This window comes from Burkholderia savannae, assembly GCF_001524445.2.
Taxonomy (GTDB): domain Bacteria; phylum Pseudomonadota; class Gammaproteobacteria; order Burkholderiales; family Burkholderiaceae; genus Burkholderia; species Burkholderia savannae.
This window is the reverse complement of sequence record NZ_CP013418.1, coordinates 1,367,376-1,382,744: the sequence shown is the minus strand read 5'-3', so window position 1 is coordinate 1,382,744 and position 15,369 is coordinate 1,367,376. Positions and strand designations below refer to the sequence as shown.

The following is a 15,369-nucleotide window of genomic DNA, read 5'->3' as shown; positions in this document are numbered from 1 at the left end:
GCCGCGCGACGCCTGGCGGTGCACAGGCGAATTCCGGGCGCGCGCCGGCGCGCCCGTTTCAATCTTTTGTGAGGATGGAGAGATGTCGATGACGAAGCAAATCGTGGCGGGGATCGTGGTGGGGCTCATCTCGATGAGCAGCCATGCGCAGTTGGGTCAGCTGTTCCAGTCGGTGAAGGAGCAGGTGACGCAGGCGGCGACGTCGCAGGTCAACCAGGGCGTGCGCTCGGCGACCGACGAGGCGGTGCAGGCAACGTCGACGCGCACGCGCAAGGCGATCGATTCGGTGCGCTCGCCGTCGTCGTCGGCGGCGGCCACGTCGACTCCGACGACTTCGTCGACCTCGTCCACTAAGGAGACGAGCGACGCGACGCTGAACGAAGCGCGCAAGTAACCGAGCGGCCGCGCATCGAGCCGGCCGCAGGCCGCCATGTGGGCGATGCGGCGGGTCGGACGGCTTTCGCGACGTGTGGCGCGTTGCGTCTTCGTCGCGAAAGCTGATTGAACGATCATGAAACTATCGTATAACCGTCGATTTACGGGGGGAGTAATCGAGGCTCTTCTCGAAATCAACCAGGAGTGTCTTATTGACGGAAAGGGAGCGCATTTATGTTCCAGACTTCGATAATCAGCGTCGTCGGCGTATTGGTGGCGATTGTCTTGATTTTCGTGGTAGTGACGACGTCAATGACTTTGTCGACGGTCATGTCGTCGGTTCGGGCTCAGACCGTTGTGAAGAATGGTTATGAGGCCGTGGCCGATGTCGTGAATATCGGCCAAACCGGTGTGACGCTGAATAACGTGCCGATGATGCGCGTCGAGCTGCGCATTCACCACAATGGCGCATCGTGGGACGTGACGATCAAGCAATTCATCGATTTGGGGAATATCCCGCGCGTCGGCGAGCGAGTGCGGGTGATGGTCGACCCGGCGGACAATAGCCGCGTGATGTACATGGGGCTCGCGAACGGCGGACGTTGAGCTCGGCCCGCGTGCGCCGGCGCGGTTTCGGCGGCGGCGATTCTCGCGTGTGCGCTCGGATCGAGATAAGGGTGCGATGTCGTTTTTCAAAAGTGGTGCCGTAAATGCTCGATTGGGCTTATTCGATAATTCCATATCGACATGATGGTGATAAGAGAGTGCATTTTCGAAACTTGCTTCGAAAAATGAAAATCGAATTAAAAATGTTTACATTTAGGATTCGATATCTTATGCTGCATCGCAGAATCCTCGGTTCAATAACACACGTCGCCGCGCAACGGTAATTCGGGCGGCAAGACGTCGGAAAGTATTTATTCCATCAAGAGGCGTCATGCGAGATAGAGGCGCTGGAGACCACGGGCTAAAGGGAGCGGGGGAACCGCGACAGGCCCGGGGAGGCGTATTGCCTGTTGCGAATGCGGCATGGCGATGCGCGGCTCCGGCGAGTGGGTAGTCGTCACGGCGCGCGCGAGGCAGGGCGGGCAGATCGCGCGGGAGGGCGGGCGGCTACGTGGAGGCGTCCGAGAAGGGCGCGGGATCAGCTCATTTGCCGAGCAGATGCGGGAGAAACGCCATGCCTATCGAGAAACAGGTCGTTGCGCTGCCGAGCGGACTGAAGGTCCACGTCGAGCGTCACGTGTTCGATCCGGCCTTCGAGACGGCCATCCTCGTGAACGGCGCGCTGGCGACGACGGCGTCGTTCGGCCAGACGATTCGCTACCTGGGCGAGCGCCTGAACGCGGTGTGCTTCGATTTGCCGTACGCGGGTCAGTCGCGCCAGCACAATCCGGGCGAGTACATTCTGACGAAGGACGACGAGGTCGAGATTCTGCTGCACCTGGCCGAGCGGTTCGAGCCGAGCTACCTGCTGTCGGTGTCGTGGGGCGGGGTGGCGTCGCTGTTCGCGCTGTCGCGGGGCTGCGCGAGCGTGCGGCGTGCGGTGGTCGCGTCGTTCTCGCCGTTCCTGAACGACGCGATGACGGACTACGTGACGCGCGCGCGCGATCACATCGCGGCGGGCGAGAACCTGAAGGCGGCGCAGTTGCTGAACGACACGGTGGGCCGCTACCTGCCGCGGATCATGAAGCTGTACAACTACCGCTACCTGACGAAGCTGCCGCGCAAGGAGCAGGACCAGGTGGCGTTCCACGTCGACCAGATTCTGTCGATGCAGCCGGAGCAGTACCTGCCGGAATTCCGCAACATCGGCTGCGACGTGAAGTTCATCAACGGGGAGCTGGACGAGTACACGACGTCGTCGGACGTGCGTCGGCTGGCGGCGTACGTGCGCCGGGCGGAGTTCGCGACGATCCGGCAGGCGGGACACTTCCTGGACCTCGAGGGGCGTCAGCAGCAGGAGCAGGTTCGCACGGCGATCCTGGGGTTCTTCGGCGAGGAGCGGGCGAGCGCGGCGCGGGACGAGGCGCAGGGCGAGGCGCTCGCGCCGCTGGGGCAGATGCCGGCGCTGTCGTAACGGCGTGCGTGGGCCGAGGCAGGCGGGCGTTCGCGCGCGGCCGGTGTCGCGGCTCGTTCAAATCAGGCAGGCAGGCAGGCGTGGCGCGCGCCGCGTGACGCGGCGACGGCAAGGCGCGTTCGTGTCACGGAACGGTTCGTTCAACGGAAGATCCCGACGGCAGGCGGCCGAACCCCGGCCGGCGACGGGCGATCCGGTTTGAACGTTTCGCGTTCGCGCCGACGGCTGCCGCGCGCAATCGAGTGACGAAGCGATGTCGAAAGTAATCGTGACGGCGATCGGGTCGGCGGGGGACGTGCACCCGCTGCTCGGGGTGGGCCGGGCGCTGTCGGCGCGCGGCCACGAGGTGGTGTTCTGCACGCATCCGCCGTTCGAGGCGGCGGTGCGCGCGAGCGGCTTCGCGTTCGTGCCGGTGGGCACGGCGCGGGAGTACGCGCAGGCGATGGCGGACCCGGCGCTGTGGGACCCGCGCACGTCGTTCAAGACGCTGTGGCGGGTGATCGCGCCGGTGGTGCGGCCGCACTTCGACGCGCTGCGCGCGCTGAGCGACGCGGACACGGTGCTGGTGGGCACGCTGTGGGCGTTCTCGGCGCGGCTGATGCAGGAGCGCTACGGGACGCGCTACGTGTCGGTGCAGGTGTCGCCGTCGACGCTGCTGTCGGCGCACGCGCCGCCGACGCACAAGCGGCTGACGATCCCGGCGGGGCTGCCGCTGGCGGTGAAGGCGGGGCTGATGACGCTGATCGAGCGGCAGGTGCTGGACCGGGTGTGCGGGCCGGAGCTGAACGCGGTGCGGCAGGCGCTGGATCTCGCGCCGGCGAGGCGGATTCTGGGGCGGTGGCTGCATTCGACGGACGGGGTGCTGTGCCTGTTTCCGTCGTGGTTCGCGCCGGCGCAGCGGGATTGGCCGGCGAATCACCTGCAAAGCGGGTTTCCGCTGTTCAACGACGCGGGGCCGCACGAGGCGGACCCGGAGCTGGACGCGTTCGTCGCGTCGGGCGATGCGCCGGTGGTGTTCACGGCGGGCTCGACGCTGGTGGACGGGCGGACCTACGAGCGGGCGGTGACGCAGGTGCTGCAAGCGACGGGCGTGCGGGGCATCCTGCTCGCGCCGGACGCGCCGGCGGCATCGGACGGGACGACGGGGCCAACGGGAACGAGGGCGCACGATGATGCGCCACGCAACGGCGTGACGCTGCTCAAGCGGCGCTACGTGCCGCTGGCGGCGTTGCTGCCGCGCTGCCGGGCGCTGGTGCATCACGGCGGGATCGGGACGGCGTCGCTGGCGTACGCGGCGGGGGTGCCGCAGGTGGTGACGCCGTTCGCGCACGACCAGTTCGACAACGCGCAGCGGGTGGCGGCGAGCGGCTGCGGGGTGCGGCTGGACGCGCCGGTGCGGGGCGAGCCGCTTGCGCGCTCGCTGCTGCGGGTGCTGGGCGACGAGGCGATGGCGGCGCGCTGCGGTGAGGTGCGGGCGCGGATGGCGGCGCAGCCGAACGGCTGCGACGAGGCGGCGCGCTTCATCGAGCGCTTCGCGCCGGGGGTGGCGGCGCGGCAGGCGCAGCCGGCATGAGCGCGCAAGCGTTGCCGGCGGATCGGGCCGCGAGCGCGCCGCCGGCGCCGGCCGCACCGGCGCTGCGCGGCGCGAGGCTCGCGCTGCTGACGTTCGCGCTGTCGCTCGCGACGTTCATCGAGGTGCTGGATTCGACGGTGGCGAACGTCGCGGTGCCGGCGATCTCGGGCAGCCTCGGGGTGTCGAACAGCCAGGGGACGTGGGTGATCAGCTCGTACTCGGTGGCCGCGGCGATCGCGGTGCCGCTGACGGGGTGGCTCGCGCGGCGGGTGGGGGAGCTGAGGCTGTTCGTCGCGTCGGTGATCCTGTTCACGCTGACGTCGCTGCTGTGCGGGCTCGCGCGGGACCTGGAGGTGCTGGTGGCGTGCCGGGCGCTGCAGGGGCTGTTCTCGGGGCCGATGGTGCCGCTGTCGCAGACGATTCTGCTGCGCGCGTTCCCGCCGGCCAGGCGCACGCTGGCGCTGGCGCTGTGGGGGATGACGGTGCTGCTCGCGCCGATCTTGGGGCCGGTGGTGGGCGGCTGGCTGATCGACAACTTCTCGTGGCCGTGGATCTTCCTGATCAACCTGCCGATCGGGCTGTTCTCGTTCGCGGTGTGCACGCTGATGCTGCACCCGCAGGAGCAGCGGGGCGAGGCGAGCCCGATCGACGTGACGGGGATCGTGCTGCTGGTGATCGGGGTGGGGGCGCTGCAGGCGGTGCTGGATCTGGGCCACGACCGGGGCTGGTTCGATTCGTCGCTGATCACGACGCTCGCGATCGTGGCGGGGGTGTCGCTCGTGTCGCTGCTGATCTGGGAGCTGGGGGAGGCGCATCCGGTGGTGGAGCTGAGCCTGTTCCGGGAGCGGACCTTCACGTTCTGCGTGGTGATCATCTCGCTGGGGATGATGAGCTTCTCGGTGGTGGGGGTGGTGTTTCCGCTGTGGCTGCAGTCGGTGATGGGCTACACGGCGTACCAGGCGGGGCTGGCGACGGCGTCGATGGGGGTGCTGGCGCTGGTGTTCTCGATCCTGGTGGGGCTGTACGCGAGCCGGGTGGACGCGCGGGTGCTGGTGACGTTCGGATTCCTGGTGTTCGCGGGGGTGATGTGGTGGAGCACGCACTTCACGCTGACGATGACGTTCGCGCAGGTGGTGACGCCGCGGCTGATCCAGGGGATGGGGCTGCCGTGCTTCTTCATTCCGCTGACGGCGGCGACGCTGTCGCGGGTGTCGGACGACAAGCTGGCGGCGGCGTCGAGCCTGTCGAACTTCTTGAGGACGCTGTCGGCGGCGTTCGGCACGGCGCTGAGCGTGACGTGGTGGGACAACCGGGCGACGTATCACTACGCGGTGGTGTCGCAGTCGGTGACGCGAGCGTCGGAGAACACGCAGCGGTACGTGGACGCGCTGCACGCGATGGGTCTGCACGGGACGCGGGAGCTGAGTTCGCTGCACCAGGTGGTGCGGCAGCAGGCGTACATGATGGCGACGAACGACATGTTCTACATGGCGAGCGGGACGTGCGTGTTGCTGGCGGGGCTGATGTGGCTGACGCGGCCGAAGCGGGGCGCGGCGGCGACGATGGGGCATTGAGGCGCCATGCTCCGGGTGTGAGGGCGAAGGGCGATGCGTCGAAGTCCTGACGACTTGGCGCAGCGATAGGGTGCGCGGCGAGCACCCGAACCACCGAGGGAAGAGCGATGACGAGCTTGGGCGCGCTGGTGATTCTGTATTACCCGACGGACGAGCAGTTGTCGGGCCTGGAGGCGCTCGCGCGCGACAGCGACGCGCTCGTGGTCGTCGACAACACGCCGCACGAGCACGCGGCGGCGCGCGAGCGGGTGGGGGCGCTGTCGTCGCGGGGGAATATCGTATGGCGGCACCAGGGCAACCGCGGCGGGGTGGCGGGCGCGTACAACGCGGGGCTGTCGGCGCTGTTCGCGCAGGGCGTCGACGCGGTGGCGCTGTTCGACCAGGATTCGACGGTGCCGGCGGGGTACTTCGCGCAGATGCGCGATGCGTGCGCGCGGCTGGGCGAGGGGGCGGGCGCGGGCGCGTTCGTCGCGGGGCCGCGGATCTACGACGCGAACGAAGCGCGCTTCCTGCCGGAGCTGATGACGAGCGGCGTGACGGTGCGCCGGGTGCGGGTGGAAGGGGAGACGGCGCCGCAGCGCTGCGCGTTCCTGATCTCGTCGGGCAGCGTGATCTCGCGGGCGGCGTACGCGCGGCTCGGAAGGTTCGACGAGGCGCTGTTCATCGACCACGTCGACACCGAGTACTGCCTGCGCGCGCTCGCGCACAACGTGCCGCTGTACGTGGTGCCGTCGCTGGTGCTGACGCACCGGATCGGGGCGCGGCGGCGGCACAAGGTGGGGCCGTTCGAGCTGACCGCGATGCATCACTCGTGGCAGCGGCGGTATTACGGCGCGCGCAACGCGATGCAGCTGGGGCTGCAGTACGGGCTGCGGTTTCCGGTGGCGCTGGTGCCGAATCTGCTGACGGTGTGGCAGGTGATCCAGGTGGTGCTGTGCGAGCGGGAGAAGGGGGCGAAGCTGCGGGGGATCGCGCTGGGCGTGCTCGACGGCGTGTTCGGGCGGCTCGGATCGTTCGACGAGGCGCGCTCGGGCACGGCGGCTCGCGAGTCGCATCGAGGAGCCGGTCAGCCTGAATCGTTCAGTCACCCGAACGAATCTCGCCGCGACGCGACGCCGGACTCCCTGGAGCGCGATGGCGAGATCGTCGCGAGATGACATCGAACAGGTTGTCGATACAAACGGGATTGCAAGCGGACGATTGGTCGAATCCGACGCATTTCAACATCACGTCACGACACGCAACTCAGTGCGCATGAAGGAATGACGACGCGGATGAATCAGGCGGCAACGAGAACGACAGGAGGACGCGCGGCGCGCTGGTTCGCGGCGGCGGCGCTCGCATGGACGCTGGCCGGCTGCGTGCCGTCGGGGTTCAAGCCGACGCTCGCGCCGCGCGAGCCCGGCGACGACGCGCTCGCGCAGACGACGGGCGGCGCCACGCACGGCGCATGGCCGAGCCCGGACTGGGTGCGGCAGCTCGGCGATCCGCAGCTCGACGCGCTGGTCGCCGAAGCGCTGCAGCAGAACCCGACGCTGCAGGCCGCGCAGGCGCGAATCGGCGTCGCGCAGTCGCAGTTGCAGCAGTTCGAATCGCTCACGGGGCTCACCGCGACGACGGGCGCGTCGCTCAGCAAGGCGCACGTGCCGCGCTCGGGCGGCACCATCAATACGACGTTGAACGGCTTGCCGGTGTCGGTGCCGCTCGTGGGCGAGTCGGTGGTGTCGTCGTCGTCGCTGTTCGTCGGGCTGAACTACCAGCTGGATCTGTGGGGCAAGAACGCGGCGGCGACGCGCGGGCTGATGTCGATGCGCGACGCGGCGCGGGTCGAGGCGGAGCAGGCGCGGCTCACGCTGTCGGTGGCGATCGTGACGCTGTACGGCGAGCTGGACCGCGCGTACGCGCTGCGCGAGCTGCTGCTGCTCAAGCGCCGCTCGAGCGAGCAGGTCGAGACGGTGCTGCGCGAGCGCGCGGCGCGCGGGATCGACAACGGCTACGACGCGGACGATGCGGCGCTCAAGCGCAGCAAGCTGCTCGAGCAGATCGCGCTGCTCGACGAGCAGATCCAGCTGCAGAAGCTGCAGCTGGGGGTGCTGACGGGGCGCGGGCCGGAGCGGGGGCTGTCGCTCGCGCGGCCGAAGCTCGCGCCGCTCGCGGACGCGCCGCTGCCGGCGCGGCTGCCGGCGGGGCTCCTGGGTCGGCGGCCGGACATCGTCGCGGCGCGGCTGCGGGTGGAGGCGGCGTATGCGTCGATCGACGGCACGCGCGCGTCGTTCTACCCGGACGTGAACCTGGCGGCGCTGGGCGGGCTGTTCGCGCTGGCGCCGGCGTCGCTGTTCAAGCACGATGCGCTGGGCGGCTCGATCGGGCCGGCGCTGTCGCTGCCGATCTTCGATCGCGGCCGGCTGAAGGCGAAGCTGGGCGGCGACGTGGCGAACGCGGACGTGGCGCTCGCGCTGTACAACCAGACGGTGGATGGGGCGCTGGGCGAGGTGGCGCGGCAGCTGACGTCGCTGTCGACGGTCGATGCGCTGCTCAAGGAGCAGCAGCAGGCGGTGCGCTCGGCGCAGCGGATGGTGGCGCTGGCGGAGGACCGGCACCGTCGCGGGATGGGGATGCGGAAGGACGTGAACCTGGCGAAGCTGACGCTGCTGGACGAGCGCTCGCACGCGATCGAGCTGCAAGCGCGGCGTCGGACGTTGCGGGTGGGGCTGATCGGGGCGCTGGGCGGCGGGTTCGACGCGCGGCAGGCGAGCGGCGGGCCGCTCGCGCAGGCGGGCAAGCCGTTCGCGGCGGCGTCGCGGCCGGCCGAGGCGAACGAGCCGCAGCGCGACTGACCGGTGCGGTCGCGGGATTCGGCGGACGGTCGAAGCGACGGGCGAACGCGCGGCGGCGATCGAATGGCGGTCGACGCGATGCATGCTTCGGCGGGCGATGCAATGCTATTCGGGAGCGTCGAGCGCGCATGCATCAGGCACGAACGCATCGGGCATCAACGCATCGAGCACCATCAAGTAGGAAGACATCACCACGAGCGCCACCTCCATTGTGAATACGAGAGATTCAACCGACACTGCAACCGAACATCGAAGCCCTCCGGAGCGATCCGCGACGCCGCCCGGGCATGCCCGGCCAACGCACGATAGCGCCACCGACATCACGCACGCGAAGACCTTGAACGACACCGCCACTCACACCCGGCGCGCCAAGGCGCCGAACGATACGACGACCGCGGACGGCGCGCACGCGACGCCGGCGTCCGAGCACGCGCATCCCGACGCGGCCGCGTCGCTCGCCGCGCGCCGCGCGACGCGCCGCCGCCGCTTCACGCTGTTCTTCGGACTGCTGGCGATCGTCGCGCTCGCGGCGGCGCTCTACTGGTTCCTCGTCGGCCGCTTTAGCGAGGAGACCGACGACGCGTACGTGGCGGGCAACGTCGTGCAGATCGCCGCGCAGATTCAGGGGACGGTGACCGACATCCTGGTGACGGACACGCAGCGGGTGAAGGCGGGGCAGGTGCTGGTGAAGCTCGACGACGCGGACGCGTCGGCGGCATACGCGCAGGCGCGGGCGCAGCTCGCGCAGGCGGTGCGGCAGGTGGCGAACACGCGGCTGTCGATGGGGATGTACGAAGAGACGGTGAAGGCGCGGGAGGCGGACCTGAAGCTCGCGCAGCAGGCGTACCGGGCGCGGGTGGGGGCGTCGGTGGAGGTGGTGGCGCCGGAGGAGCTGGCGCGGGCGAAGTCGTCGCTGGCGAACGCGCAGGCGGCGCTGGCGGGCGCGCAGGCGCAGCTGGACGCGGCGCGCGCGCTGGGCAGCGAGCGGCCGGCCGGGCAGAACCCGGCGGTGCAGCAGGCGGGCGCGCAGTTCAAGCTCGCGTACCGGAACCTGAAGCGCACGACGATCGTGTCGCCGGTGGACGGGACGGTCGGGCAGCGGTCGGTGCAGATCGGGCAGCAGGTGGGGCCGGGGGTGCCGCTGATGTCGGTGGTGCAGTTGCGGCAGGTGTGGGTGGAGGCGAACTTCAAGGAAGGGCAGATCCGGCACATGCGGGTGGGGCAGCCGGTGCAGCTCGAGTCGGACCTGTACGGCGCGCGGGTGACGTATCGGGGCCGGGTGGAGGGGTTCTCGGCGGGGACGGGGAGCGCGTTCTCGATGCTGCCGCCGCAGAACGCGGCGGGGAACTGGATCAAGGTGGTGCAGCGGGTGCCGGTGGTGATCTCGCTGGAGCCGTCGGAGCTGGCGGCGCATCCGCTGCGGGTGGGGCTGTCGATGAAGGCGACGGTCCGCACGAAGGAGCGGGGCGGGCATCTGCTCGACGGCGAGGCGCCGCTGCCGGGCTTGCGCACGCAGGTGCACGACGGGTATGCGGGCGAGGCCGACGCGGCGGCGGAGGCGGTGATTCGGGAGAACGACGGCGGCCGGTGACGAGGCGCTCGCGGCATGTCGAACGACGGGGCGCGGCGAATGTTCGTCGACGATCCGAGAATCCGTTTTCTTCAGGAGCGCGAATTTCCGTTCGTCGCATATGGCTGGACCGCCAGCGCTGCGCCGTATGCGTGGTTCGATTTCGACAACGAGGCGGGCGCGCACGCGGCTGTGCAGCGGCTGATCCCGTTCGGGCATCAGCGCATCGCGCTCGTGTGTGCGTCGCAGACGCTGAACTTCGCCGCGCAGCGGCGCGCGGGCTTCGAGCGCGCGCTGCGCGAAGCGGGGATCGAGCTCGATTCCGCGCTGTTTCGCGAATGCGCATTCACGCGCGACGGCGGCTACGATGCGACGCAGGCTTTGCTCGCGCTTCCGAGCCAGCCGAGCGCGCTTGTCGTCGACAACAACATCGCCGGGGCGGGCGCGTTCCGGGCGATCGTCGAGAGCGGCAGGCGCTTCGTCGACGACATATCGCTGATCGTCTACGACGGCGTGTCGGGCGACATCTCGTTTCCGCACCGGGCGACCGCGGTGGTGCAGCCTACCGGGCAAGCGTCCGGCTTGGCGATTGCCGAGCTGATGCTCGGCGTCATCGCGGAGCCGCCGGGCATCGCGCATCGGCTCGCGTCGCCTGTTGTCGAGCCGGGCGATACGGACGGGCCGCTCGGCGGTTGACGCGCACCGGACGCAAGATGTTGCGACGCACGCATTGCGTCGTGCAGCATGACGCCGCTTGGCGCAATGCGTGCGTTATGCCGAGGCGATTGCATGTCGCACGGCTCACGCCGCAAATCGCAAATCGCAAATCGCAAACCGCAAACCGCAAACCGCAAACCGCCGATTACTATCCACTGCCCACTGCCCACTGCCCACTGCACGCAGCACGCAGCACGCAGATCGCAGATCGCAGATCGCAGATCGCAGATCGTCGCCGCCGCCTCAGTCACCGACGCCTCAGTCACCAGCGCCATCGCCATTGCCCTCCACCGTTACCGCTCCGATGTCGGCCGCAGCCAAGCCGATGTCGGTTTTTGGACGCTCGCCCCCCCGGCTCGCGGACTACCCTCGGAAAGCTCGCTGCAAGCCCGTCCGACGCGCCCGAGCGCTCGGGCCGGGCGAGGCGCGGCGCACCGCCAACGAGACATGGAGACAATGCGATGAGCAGCAACCGAGGTGTCGTGTATCAGGGGCCGGGCAAGGTCGAGGTGCAGAAGATCGACTACCCGAAGATGGTCGATCCGAGCGGCCGCGCGATCGGCCACGGCGTGATCCTGAAGGTGGTCAGCACGAATATCTGCGGCTCCGATCAGCACATGGTGCGCGGCCGCACGACGGCGCCCGTCGGCCTCGTGCTCGGTCACGAGATCACGGGCGAGGTGATCGAAGTCGGCCGCGACGTCGAGACGCTGAAGATCGGCGATCTCGTGTCGGTGCCGTTCAACGTCGCATGCGGCCGCTGCGCGATGTGCAAGGAGCAGCACACGGGCGTGTGCCTGAACGTGAACCCGTCGCGCGCGGGCGGCGCGTACGGCTACGTCGACATGGGCGGCTGGATCGGCGGCCAGGCCGAATACGTGCTCGTGCCTTACGCCGATTTCAACCTGCTGAAGTTCCCCGACCGCGATCAGGCGATGGCGAAGATCCGCGATCTCACCTGCCTGTCCGACATCCTGCCGACGGGCTATCACGGCGCGGTGTCGGCCGGCGTGAAGCCCGGCTCGACCGTCTACGTCGCGGGCGCGGGCCCTGTCGGGATGGCGGCCGCCGCGTCGGCGCGCCTGCTCGGCGCCGCGTGCACGATCGTCGGCGATATGAACGCCGAGCGTCTCGCGCATGCGAAGGCGATGGGCTTCGAGGTTGTCGATTTGTCGAAGGACGCGACGCTCGGCGAGCAGATCGAGCAGATCCTCGGCAAGCCGGAGATCGATTGCGCGGTCGACTGCGTCGGCTTCGAGGCGCACGGCCACGGTTCGTCAGGCCATGCGGAGGAAGCGCCCGCGACGGTGCTGAACTCGCTGATGGAAATCACGCGGCCCGCCGGCGCGATCGGCATTCCGGGCCTGTACGTGACCGACGATCCGGGCGCCGCCGACGTCGCCGCGAAGCACGGCAGCCTGAGCATCCGCTTCGGTTTGGGCTGGGCGAAGTCGCACTCGTTCCATACCGGCCAGACGCCCGTCCTCAAATACAACCGCAATCTGATGCAGGCGATTCTGTTCGACCGGCTGCCGATCGCGAAGATCGTCAACGTCGCGGTGATCTCGCTCGACGATGCGCCGGAAGGCTACAAGAAGTTCGACGGCGGCGCGCCGCGCAAATTCGTCATCGACCCGCACGGGATGCTGAAGGCCGCATGATGCGCGCATAGGCGGCCCGCCGCGATCGGGCGTCCTGCCGGGCGACGAGCATGGCCCGCCGGTTCGCAGAGCCGGCGGGCCATTCGTTTTGGGGTGCGAAGTTCGACGAAAAGCGAAGTTGCCAATGGAGCCGGAGCCGCCGAATCCGGCGCCGCTCGCGCGGACGAGCGCGCTCAGGCGTGCAACATCATCGCCGGCGCGGGTGCGCCGCCCGGCATCGCGGGTTGCGCGAGCGGCGCAACCTGCTTGCGGCGTTCGCGCGTCGGCGCGGTGCCGAACGCGTCGCGATAGCTCTTGCTGAAGTGACACGCGGACTGGAAGCCGCACGCCATCGTGATGTGCATGATCGACATGTCGGTTTGCAGCAGCAGCTCGCGCGCGCGGCGCAGGCGCAGCGTCAGGTAGTAGTGCGTCGGCGTCATCCCGAGATGCTCGCGGAAAAGGCGCTGCAACTGCCGCTGCGACATGTTCGCGAGCCGCGCGAGCTCTTCGCGCGACAGCGGCTCTTCGATGTTGTTCTCCATCAGCGCGATCACCTCGAACAGCGACTTGTTCGCGGAACCGAGCCGCGCGACGAGCGGCATCCGTTGCTGCGCGCTCGTGTCGCGCACGTGCTCGACGATGAACTGCTCGGCGATCTGCGTGACGCGCGCGGTGCCGATGCGCGCGGCGATCAGGTTCAGCATCATGTCGAGCGGCGCGACGCCGCCCGTGCAGGTCACGCGATCGCGATCGATCACGAACAGCTCTTTCAGAAAGCGGGTGTCCGGAAATTCTTCCTTCAGCGCCGAGAGGTTTTCCCAGTGGATCGCGCACGCATAGCCGGCGAGGAGCCCCGCCTTCGCGAGCGCGTAGGTGCCGGTGCACAGGCTGCCGAGCGCGACGCCCGCGCGCGCGAAGCGGCGCAGCGTCGCGAGATGCTCGGGCTGCGTCGCGCGCTGCACGTCGACGCCGCCGCAGACGAACACGATGTCCGGTTGCCCGACGCAGTCGGCCGGGCCGGTGTCGACCGCGAGTCCGTTGCTCGCCGTGACCAAGCCGCCTTCCGGGCTGACGATCGACCAGCGGTAAAGCGGCTGCCCGCTCAGGTAGTTGGCCATCCTGAGCACTTCGATCGCGTTCGTGAACGCGATCATCGTGAAGTTGGGCAGCGGCATGAACGCGAAATGAGACAGCGACGCAGTGCGGTCGGGCGACATGGGGAAGCGTTCCTTGGATCTGATCTTGATGCGGCCGGGGCGCTCGGCTCGCGTATTGTGAAATCGAGCGCAACAAGCGTGCCATACGGCTAAACCCTAGATCCGGGCGGCCGCCTGTCGGCGGCCTTTCGCTGCACCGCACCGTAACCGTGAGCGGCTGCGCCGCCCGAGTGCAGCGGCGGCACCGGGCCAGTGCCGGCCGCCAGCCGCCGCCGCGCCGCGGCTGCGGCGGCCGCCTCGGTCGCGGCGGCTACCGCAAAAACGCACGACCGGTCACTTGTTCAAAAGTGACGAACATGTCGGAAAAGGGAAAGAACGCGTCTGAATTCATCAATAGGCGAAAAATCCGAACGACAAGAATAGAGCCGTCGGCAGCCGCTGCGGCGGGACGCCAAGACGCCGCGCGGCGGGCCTTCGAGCCCGCTGCGGAGCCCCTCAAAATTCAGTGACGAGACGCCCTATGTCGAACGCCAGTCCCTTCTTCTCGCAATCGCTCGCCGAGCGCGACGCGTCCGTGCGCGGCGCGCTCCTCAAGGAACTCGAACGACAGCAGTCGCAGGTCGAGCTGATCGCGTCGGAGAACATCGTGTCGCGCGCGGTGCTCGAGGCGCAGGGCTCGGTGCTGACGAACAAGTATGCGGAAGGCTATCCGGGCAAGCGTTACTACGGCGGCTGCGAGTTCGCGGACGAAGTCGAGGCGCTCGCGATCGATCGCGTGAAGCGAATCTTCAATGCCGGCTATGCGAACGTGCAGCCGCATTCCGGCGCGCAGGCGAACGGCTCGGTGATGCTCGCGCTCGCGAAGCCGGGCGACACGGTGCTCGGGATGTCGCTCGACGCGGGCGGACACCTGACGCACGGCGCGAAGCCCGCGCTGTCCGGCAAATGGTTCAACGCCGTCCAGTACGGCGTGAACCGCGACACGATGCTGATCGACTACGACCAGGTCGAGGAACTCGCGCAGCGGCACAAGCCGAGCCTCGTCATCGCGGGCTTCTCCGCCTATCCGCGCGCGCTCGACTTCGCGCGCTTCCGCCGGATCGCCGACGGCGTCGGCGCGAAGCTGATGGTCGATATGGCGCACATCGCCGGCGTGATCGCCGCGGGCCGCCACGCGAATCCGGTCGAGCACGCGCACGTCGTCACGTCGACCACGCACAAGACGCTGCGCGGCCCGCGCGGCGGCTTCGTGCTGACGAACGACGAGGAGATCGCCAAGAAGATCAACTCGGCGGTGTTTCCCGGCCTGCAGGGCGGCCCGCTGATGCACGTGATCGCCGGCAAGGCGGTTGCGTTCGGCGAGGCGCTGACGGGCGACTTCAAGATCTACATCGACCGCGTGCTCGCGAACGCGCAGGCGCTCGGCGAAGTGCTGAAGGCGGGCGGCGTCGATCTCGTGACGGGCGGCACCGACAATCACCTGCTGCTCGTCGATCTGCGCCCGAAGGGGCTGAAGGGCGCGCAGGTCGAGCAGGCGCTCGAGCGTGCGGGCATCACGTGCAACAAGAACGGCATTCCGTTCGACACCGAAAAGCCGACGATCACGTCGGGCATTCGCCTCGGCACGCCGGCCGGCACGACGCGCGGCTTCGGCGCGGCGGAGTTTCGCGAGGTCGGCCGGCTGATTCTCGAGGTGTTCGACGCGCTGCGCACGAACCCGCAAGGCGATCACGCGGCCGAGCAGCGCGTGCGCCGCGAGATCTTCGCGCTCTGCGAGCGCTTCCCGATCTACTGAACCGAACGCCGCGCCTTCGCACGACGACCGACCGACGCGCAGACAAGA

General features: G+C 68.9%; 11 protein-coding genes and 1 pseudogene. 11 read left to right on the top strand and 1 reads right to left on the bottom strand.

Annotated features, from left to right (window positions below; all coding sequences use genetic code 11):
- The first annotated feature begins 82 nt into the window (after window positions 1–82).
- The 10 genes and pseudogenes from WS78_RS27265 to fdhA all read left to right on the top strand — a co-directional run bounded on the left by WS78_RS27265 (window position 83) and on the right by fdhA (window position 12,387).
- Window positions 83–394: a hypothetical protein gene (locus WS78_RS27265; protein ID WP_059579704.1), complete on the top strand. Its 312-nt coding sequence runs from the start codon at window positions 83–85 to the stop codon at window positions 392–394.
- Between the two features lie 311 nt (window positions 395–705).
- Window positions 706–981: a hypothetical protein gene (locus WS78_RS27255; RefSeq protein ID WP_059579720.1), complete on the top strand. Its 276-nt coding sequence runs from the start codon at window positions 706–708 to the stop codon at window positions 979–981.
- A gap of 574 nt (window positions 982–1,555) precedes the next feature.
- Window positions 1,556–2,455, top strand: a complete 900-nt coding sequence (locus WS78_RS27245; protein ID WP_038744245.1) for an alpha/beta fold hydrolase — start codon at window positions 1,556–1,558, stop codon at window positions 2,453–2,455.
- Window positions 2,456–2,708: 253 nt separating this feature from the next.
- Window positions 2,709–4,028, top strand: a complete 1,320-nt coding sequence (locus WS78_RS27240; RefSeq protein ID WP_038744242.1) for a glycosyltransferase — start codon at window positions 2,709–2,711, stop codon at window positions 4,026–4,028.
- On the top strand, window positions 4,025–5,602 hold the full coding sequence (locus WS78_RS27235) for a DHA2 family efflux MFS transporter permease subunit (RefSeq protein ID WP_038744240.1): 1,578 nt from the start codon (window positions 4,025–4,027) through the stop codon (window positions 5,600–5,602). The genes WS78_RS27240 and WS78_RS27235 overlap by 4 nt, the downstream gene beginning before the upstream one ends.
- 107 nt (window positions 5,603–5,709) lie before the next feature.
- Entirely contained in the window at window positions 5,710–6,759 is a 1,050-nt protein-coding gene (locus WS78_RS27230) for a glycosyltransferase family 2 protein (protein ID WP_059669929.1), read from the top strand.
- Window positions 6,760–6,876: 117 nt separating this feature from the next.
- Window positions 6,877–8,439 (top strand): efflux transporter outer membrane subunit, encoded by a 1,563-nt coding sequence (locus tag WS78_RS27225; RefSeq protein ID WP_063889470.1) that lies wholly within the window; start codon window positions 6,877–6,879, stop codon window positions 8,437–8,439.
- Window positions 8,440–8,776: 337 nt separating this feature from the next.
- Window positions 8,777–10,030 (top strand): HlyD family efflux transporter periplasmic adaptor subunit, encoded by a 1,254-nt coding sequence (locus WS78_RS27220; RefSeq protein ID WP_059582761.1) that lies wholly within the window; start codon window positions 8,777–8,779, stop codon window positions 10,028–10,030.
- A 36-nt stretch (window positions 10,031–10,066) separates the two neighbouring features.
- Window positions 10,067–10,705, top strand: a pseudogene (locus tag WS78_RS27215) (substrate-binding domain-containing protein); the annotation flags it as partial.
- 482 nt (window positions 10,706–11,187) lie between these two features.
- The gene (gene fdhA / locus WS78_RS27205) at window positions 11,188–12,387 is read left to right on the top strand and encodes a formaldehyde dehydrogenase, glutathione-independent (RefSeq protein ID WP_038752682.1); all 1,200 of its coding nucleotides are present in this window, start codon (window positions 11,188–11,190) and stop codon (window positions 12,385–12,387) included.
- A 173-nt stretch (window positions 12,388–12,560) separates the two neighbouring features.
- On the opposite strand, the gene WS78_RS27200 is transcribed toward fdhA, so the two are convergent.
- Complete coding sequence (locus WS78_RS27200) at window positions 12,561–13,586, bottom strand: GlxA family transcriptional regulator (protein ID WP_038752680.1); 1,026 nt, start codon at window positions 13,584–13,586, stop codon at window positions 12,561–12,563.
- 460 nt (window positions 13,587–14,046) lie between these two features.
- Here WS78_RS27200 and WS78_RS27190 point away from each other — a divergent pair, with 460 nt between their 5' ends.
- Window positions 14,047–15,321 carry a serine hydroxymethyltransferase gene (locus WS78_RS27190; protein ID WP_059578965.1) on the top strand — a complete coding sequence of 425 codons (1,275 nt, stop codon included), beginning with the start codon at window positions 14,047–14,049 and terminating at the stop codon, window positions 15,319–15,321.
- Window positions 15,322–15,369: the final 48 nt, after the last annotated feature.